Genomic DNA, 6757 nt, shown 5'->3' with positions numbered 1-6757 from the left:
TTAACCTTTTAAGAGAATTTTACGTTACTGAATGTAATCTCTACCGCCAGATAGATAAAAATCTCTTAATATCAAGCAAACATCTTTATAAAATTGGGTGGTTGAGCGCACTTTTGGTTGGCTCATGGGGTGTCGGCGGTTGCTCAGAGACTATGAGTTATTGCCCGAAACATCAGAGACGTTTATCTACCTTGCTACGATCCGGATCATGGTGAGGCGATTGGCATCAAATGTTACTCTTCAAAACTTTTCAAACACTCTCTTAGCTCGACTTTATGCATTTTTTTTCACAATGCGATACTCCTGCGGAGTCGTTGCACGAACGCTTAAGCTGAAACCTTTGTAGGACAGTAGTTTTACTTTTTTAACTTAATCGATGATCTGTGATACCAAAAAAGTATTTGCCAAAAAGCTAGGGTTTTTTCCGGGTAAAGGAAGCGAGTTCTTAATTTTGGATAAAGTCGAGCTTAGGCTGTCTCAAAACCGACGACTCAAACCTTCATTCTTTCGTTAACTGACAAAAGTTTTCGATCTACTGACTCTGACTCGCAAAATATAAAGCATATACAAAGTTCAGTGCTTATGTATAGATTTGTTAGCAACAATATAAAGAATATGCAAAGATATTCGTCTAAATCTACAAATTTAAGTAAATACTCTAGATTAATTTAGTATGATGTTATCTGAAGATATTTCCAATTGTAAGCCAGATACCCAAGGGCGTTCGCCTACAAAAAAGGCATAGAGATTATTTATCCTATTCTTGTTAAGTGTTCCCTATTTTCAAACTAGTACGACTTAAGCATTCGCCCAACCCAATTATCAAATTTTGGTTTGGGACATTCGAGCTTGGCTTTTCAAGTATTTTTCAGTAATGTTGAGGCTAAATGCTTAACAAAACTATTGAAGAAAGACACTTAAAACAAGCCTGAAACTAATTGTTTTTGTGAATCTACATCCTCACAAATGTGTACGGTGCTTAAGACGTAGATAGCCCTCAATAGTTGGATAAATACTACTTGCAAGCAACTTAGAAGGAGATTTTTCATCAAAACGTTCTAATTTTCCAACGTGATATAAGGTATGCCGAAATATGATGCTTTCGGCGAAATGTTATGCGCTCAGACAGCACTCACAGCAAATAGAGAACTTCATTTACCGCAAAAATCAATTCAGGTAAGAAAAAGTTATGTCAAATATCATTGGAACCAACGCAAACGATACCCTAAATGGTAGTAGCGATGCCGACACAATTAATGGCAAAGCTGGGAATGATGTCATCACAGGGAATGATGGCAACGATACCTTAACAGGTGAGGATGGTAATGATTTTATCTCTATCTTTGGCGATGGAAGCAACTTCTTTAGCTCCGGTAATAATACCTTTAATGGTGGCGCTGGTGATGATACCTTGGAAGCTATATCTTCAACAGGTGATAACATCCTCAATGGAGGGGATGGCAATGATTCTCTGACTGTCACTGCCTATAGCGATAACTATGAAACTTCCGTATTTGGCAATAACACTCTCAATGGAGGGAATGGCGATGATTCCTTTTCTATTGTCTTATATCCGTCCCCATCTTCTTTCATAACTCAAACAGTAGATGGGGGGAGAGGTAATGATTTGTTAGACCTCAGATTTATTGAGCCTGCCGGGGCAATCACAACGACTTTCAATACTGCCACAAACACCGGATCCATCGCACTAGACAAGAATCTGATTAACTACAACAATATTGAAAGCTTAGTGATTACAGTGCTTTCAGGTCTGACAAAGTACAATGACTTAATTGTGGGCAGCAATGGCAATGATACGCTTTCTGTGGGTGTTATTGGCAATGATACCCTAGATGGCGGTACAGGTGACGATTTGTTAAATGTCTTAGGCTACGATCCGAATGCAACTAGCGGAATCACTTCGACTTTCAATCCTAGTACTAAAGTTGGCTCAATTTCGGTAGATACCAATCGGATTAACTACAAGAATATCGAGCGATTAAATATTATAGACAGTCAATACAATGACTATATTGTGGGAACCAATGGCAACGATACGATAAATGAAAGCTCTGGAGGTGGCAATGATACGGTAGATGGCGGTATGGGTGAGGATTTGTTGAGTTTCGGTAATGCTGCTGGAAAAACCACTTCGACTTTCAATGCAACTACTAACACTGGAGTAATTACTGCCGGCACAAGTCAAGTTAGTTACAAAAATATCGAAAAATTAACTATTATAGGTTCTTCCTTCGATGACTTAATTGTGGGAAGCAATGGGAATGATACCCTCTACGGAGGTGGTATTGGCAATGATACCCTCAAGGGTGGTGCAGGTAACGATAGCTTAAGTGGTGAAAATTCATTAGGCAATAGCTTACTTTCTGGCGACGATGGCAATGATTCGCTTAGTGTCTCTGGGGACGTGTTCATATACCGAGGAGAAGCTTTCGTAAATTTTGTTTCTGGCAATAATACCCTCAACGGTGGTGCTGGTGACGACAATTTAGTTACTCAGTTTTCAGATGGTAATAACCTGCTTGTTGGTGGCAGTGGTAATGATTCTCTGTTTGCCTTTGACCCATCATCTTTATATGTTTCCTATGGAGTTGATGGGATCTCTGGCGATAACACTCTTAACGGTGGCGCTGGTAATGATTACTTGAATGTTAGCAATTCATCAGGCGATAACACTCTTAACGGTGGCGACGGCAACGATATTCTCACTGCTTCTGGTGCTACTGGTAAAAATACCCTCAAAGGTGGAAATGGCAATGATACGCTTATAGGTGGCAAAGGTAATGATAGCTTAATAGGAAAAAGTGGTACTGATACCTTTGTTTTCAATAGTTTCAATGAAGGTAGCGATCGCATTTTTGATTTCCACACCGCTAATGAAGTAATTCAAGTCTCGGCTTTTGGTTTTGGTGGCGGCTTATCAGCAGGTATACTATCTGCTAGTCAGTTGAAAATCGGAACATCTGCAAACACTAGCGAAGAGCGATTTATCTACAACAGCGCTACAGGTGGATTGTTCTTTGATACTGATGGCAGTGCGTCTGGGTTTGCTCAAGTACAATTTGCACAACTATCTACTGGATTGTCACTAAGCAACAGCAATTTTGTGGTTAGTTAATCCGAGTAGTGCGGGAGCAAGTCACCAAGTGGTCAGGTTTGCGGGGTGCTATTTTTAGCATCTCGCATCTGTTTTGCTCAATGCAAATTCTTTTGGGAAGCGATCGCATCTCACGCCATCCATTCCACCCAATGGGGAGCATCTGCCAGCAGTTGAGCAAATTTGTCAGGGCTTGCGTCTTCAAACTCCAGCATCACGCCGCAACGCTCATCACTCGTCAACTTACTGAGTAATTCTTTTACAGCATCAACCCCATTCTCTACACGTTCAATCGCTAACTGAGCATAATATTTAACCCGCTTCCACCAAGAATCACCGAGTTCTACCTCTGTGTCCATACCCCCCCCCAATTATTATCTCCACTTCATTATTGGGGGGTGTGGACGGCGATGAAGAAGGCATGGGAGCAAGGGGGCAGGGGCTAGGGTGTTGACTTTGTGAGAAATTGGCTCAAAAGTTTTCATGCAGTTTCTGTGTCGTCATTTGAAGCAAAAAACACGGTTCTTCTCTTTGAAAGCATAGATCGACCAAAAACTTGATCAGACCAAGCTTCAAGATCAAGGTACCGAACTGTTTCTAAGGCAAGTTTTACAACAGATCCTGTCAACTTCATAGTAGATAAAGAAATGCTCAAAATCATCTGACCTATCTGTTTAAGAGGACATCGAGCAGAAAACTGTTTATATTTGCCAAAAAGCGATTCAATCACATCAGAAGTTGCAAGAATTGTATGTCCTGGCTGAATTTTAGAGCTTTCAATTGTCAAATATTCTATAATTTTTAGTTGAAAGCTAACTAAAGAATTAGTTTCCATTGATAACTGCTGTAAATTCAAAAAGCTGCTTGATTGTTCATTAAGCCCACAAATTTTAAGTTGAGTCTCTACAGTTCGAGTCATTTTAACCATCAGCTTCCAAATGCTGAGTGATTGTTGGTAATTGATTAACCATCCTAATTTATCTTTCAATTTCTGGTGCAAAACGGAAGACTCAATATTTGGTAAAAGTTCTACTATTGTGTCTACTGGAGATTCTAAAATTTTAGTAGCCCAATTAATCAACCTTTCAATATTAAAATAACGACATTGTGAACGTTGAGATGGGGGAGATAAAAAAGATAACTCTGTTTGTTGTAGTTGTTGCCGACATCGTGTACATTGCTGGATAAAAGACTGATATTTCTCATCGGCTACTAACTCATGCTTGAGCAATAAAGCCATTGCATGAGTCACATCATAGGTGTAAATTACTTCCGAATAATTTTCTTGATACAACTTGATTCCTTTTTGGATATCACTGCCGTGGTCAGCTATTATTTGTATTGGACGACCAACTTTTTTTGTTAGTTCAGAGAGTTTTTGCTCGATTATCTCTCCCTTCGTCGAACACATAATTTCTAATGCAAGAAGTTCAACATCTTGATGTCTTAATCCTCGTTTTAAAGGAAAAATTTCTGACTCAAGTAGTTGTTGTGAAACTCCCAACACTACAAAAGCTTTTTCTGATCCTAGTTCTACAGTCAAATCTACGATAAAGATCCAATCACTTCGATATTCTTTTTCTCTGTTGAGTTCGTATAGCCCAATTCGCCCTAACCATTTTCTAATACTACTAAAGCTTGGAGTCTCATGTTTGGAAAAATCAACGTACAACTCAAAAGTTTTCTCAACTCCTCGCAAACTATTGCCACAACTGATAACTTGCTGTACTGATATTTGAATTGTTTCGACTGAATAATGATGTCCCTTCGCTGTCTGAACAAGAGCCTGTCCACTTGTTTCCAAATTACCTAGAGCGCTTGTAACTATCTCTTTTTTTTTCGTCTCCTATCTCAATATTCTGTTTGAGTAGCTTTGATTCTGCAATTTTTGCTCTGCTTTTCCAATAGTCTCGTGAGGCTGATAAATCTCTAACTTTTATTTCTAATGCTCTAAGTTTTTTCTGTTTTTCCAAAGCTCTCTCTTTCCAATTGTCTCGACCGTTGCGAAACAATCTTGCTAATCGGCTGGTTGGGCTTTTAAACTCTTGCATTAACTTTTGTCAAGCTACGTACTTCTTGCATGAAAATTTACCACCTTAAAACCCTTCGAGTCAACACCCTAGGCAGGGGCCTTCAGCCCCTGAACTTAATCCCATTGAAAGGCTTTGGCAGCTCCTCAAGAAACCACTCAAAAATCAACTTTTCTCTTCTTTACAAACTTTACGCGATCGCATCCAAGAAATATTTGACCAACTTACACTTGAGCAGGTAATATCTGTCTCTTCTTATAACTTTATTTTAGAAGCTCTTTTCTATGCAGCTTCATATTAAATTGGTATAACATAGTTAATAAGGCGAAGAAAAATGACAACAGACTTAGTTACTTATTACGGACAAACAGACTTAATTAACCAACTGATTGATAACTACGGCGGACACTTAGAGAAGTTAGACAGAGAAACAAAACTGTTATTACGGGTAACTTTCTTAATTTACGTCTCATTACTTGACAGGTTAGCTAGGTTTTGGCGTAAAATTGCAAGTGATTGCTCAAAGAATTGACCATCTGGCAAAGCTGCCCAATTAATTAGAGTGACAGCAAGTGTCATACTGTCTAATTTTTCTGGTGCTTCGGTTTCTAGATAGCGCTGCAAGATAGTTAACTCATCAGCGACAAAACCAGGGTCAAGGCGATCATCACTGGTAGACTCATATACAAGGTGCGATCGCATCAATGCACCTTGATCATTATCTGGACTTACTAAGCGTAATGCAACAATAATCTCCTCACCTGTTTTCACAGACGGAATCAGCAATACCCTGGTTGAGGCATCTAACAAATCTCCTGATTGTACTAGAGAGCCATTCACAAAAATTTTGACATCTTTTGCCCACCAAGTTAACCCCAGCCGTAATGCTAAATCAGTCAAAGGATAGCCATGCAAATCTTCAGGGATAATAAATTGTTGAGCAAGCCATAACACTTGACCACCAGCAGGTATGGTAATGTGTCCTTTGACATTGAGTTGAGCGATCGGCCAGTTCAAAATTTGTGTAGAGATGCCGATATTGGCATCGGGAGTATCTGAGGAGCAATACCGCCAACTGATTTGAACATTGAGCCGAGCCATTTGGTTCAATCTTTCAATAGCTTCAGAAATTAGGCTACTATCCATTTGGAAAATAAATAATTTTTATTGAGCGATGAGTTCTTTTAAAGCTAACTCTACACCTTTTTGAAATGCTAGATGCAAGCGACGTATTTTTGAATCCATCTGGCATTTTTGGTAGTACTGCAACAACTTTTCTGTCCAAGATTTTTTCTCAGGAACTTTACCCTGTTGAAAAAAATTTAGGATTGTGTGAGAATAACCCATTCCTTGAGATAATTTTAATAAATAATTTTCTTGAAGACGATAAGCCGAAATTAAGTGAGTCAACATAATTACACCGCACAAGTTCCACCAATATTTTAGTATCAAATATTACCGTTATTAAATAGTAAATTCTTATAGTAAGAGTGATTACTACTCATTCCAATCAACCAGCACCCCATCGACAATCGCAATTCCCCACTGCGGAAACTTCGCCAACAATTTCTTGATCACAATCTATTTTGGCTGAGTCATCTGTATATGCAGA

General features: G+C 39.0%; 6 protein-coding genes and 1 pseudogene. 2 read left to right on the top strand and 5 right to left on the bottom strand.

All coding sequences use genetic code 11. From position 1 onward, the window contains the following. Positions 1–94: 94 nt before the first annotated feature. Positions 95–346 (top strand): annotated as a pseudogene (locus tag GNF10_RS39105) (transposase); the annotation flags it as partial. Between the two features lie 843 nt (positions 347–1189). After that, positions 1190–3136: a calcium-binding protein gene (locus GNF10_RS33855; RefSeq protein ID WP_185607390.1), complete on the top strand. Its 1947-nt coding sequence runs from the start codon at positions 1190–1192 to the stop codon at positions 3134–3136. Positions 3137–3246: 110 nt separating this feature from the next. On the opposite strand, the gene GNF10_RS33850 is transcribed toward GNF10_RS33855, so the two are convergent. The 5 genes from GNF10_RS33850 to GNF10_RS33830 all read right to left on the bottom strand — a co-directional run bounded on the left by GNF10_RS33850 (position 3247) and on the right by GNF10_RS33830 (position 6558). Further along, positions 3247–3474, bottom strand: a complete 228-nt coding sequence (locus tag GNF10_RS33850; protein ID WP_185582169.1) for a hypothetical protein — start codon at positions 3472–3474, stop codon at positions 3247–3249. A 122-nt stretch (positions 3475–3596) separates the two neighbouring features. After that, entirely contained in the window at positions 3597–4787 is a 1191-nt protein-coding gene (locus tag GNF10_RS33845) for a hypothetical protein (RefSeq protein WP_185582170.1), read from the bottom strand. Between the two features lie 133 nt (positions 4788–4920). Further along, the gene (locus tag GNF10_RS33840) at positions 4921–5088 is read right to left on the bottom strand and encodes a hypothetical protein (RefSeq protein ID WP_260446196.1); all 168 of its coding nucleotides are present in this window, start codon (positions 5086–5088) and stop codon (positions 4921–4923) included. A gap of 519 nt (positions 5089–5607) precedes the next feature. Then, positions 5608–6291 carry a hypothetical protein gene (locus GNF10_RS33835; RefSeq protein WP_185584704.1) on the bottom strand — a complete coding sequence of 228 codons (684 nt, stop codon included), beginning with the start codon at positions 6289–6291 and terminating at the stop codon, positions 5608–5610. 18 nt (positions 6292–6309) lie between these two features. Then, on the bottom strand, positions 6310–6558 hold the full coding sequence (locus tag GNF10_RS33830) for a hypothetical protein (protein WP_185607389.1): 249 nt from the start codon (positions 6556–6558) through the stop codon (positions 6310–6312). Positions 6559–6757 lie beyond the last annotated feature (199 nt).

This window comes from Nostoc sp. UCD121 (assembly GCF_014222285.1).
In the GTDB taxonomy this organism is placed as follows: Bacteria; Cyanobacteriota; Cyanobacteriia; order Cyanobacteriales; family Nostocaceae; genus Nostoc.
This window is presented reverse-complemented; position numbering and strand designations above follow the sequence as displayed.

Excerpts from the sequence above, each read along its gene's own strand:
- GNF10_RS33830 (WP_185607389.1), bottom strand. The coding sequence starts at position 6,558 with ATGTTGACTCACTTAATTTCGGCTTATCGTCTTCAAGAAAATTATTTA.
- GNF10_RS33835 (WP_185584704.1), bottom strand. The coding sequence starts at position 6,291 with ATGGATAGTAGCCTAATTTCTGAAGCTATTGAAAGATTGAACCAAATG.
- GNF10_RS33850 (WP_185582169.1), bottom strand. The coding sequence starts at position 3,474 with ATGGACACAGAGGTAGAACTCGGTGATTCTTGGTGGAAGCGGGTTAAA.
- GNF10_RS33855 (WP_185607390.1), top strand. The coding sequence starts at position 1,190 with ATGTCAAATATCATTGGAACCAACGCAAACGATACCCTAAATGGTAGT.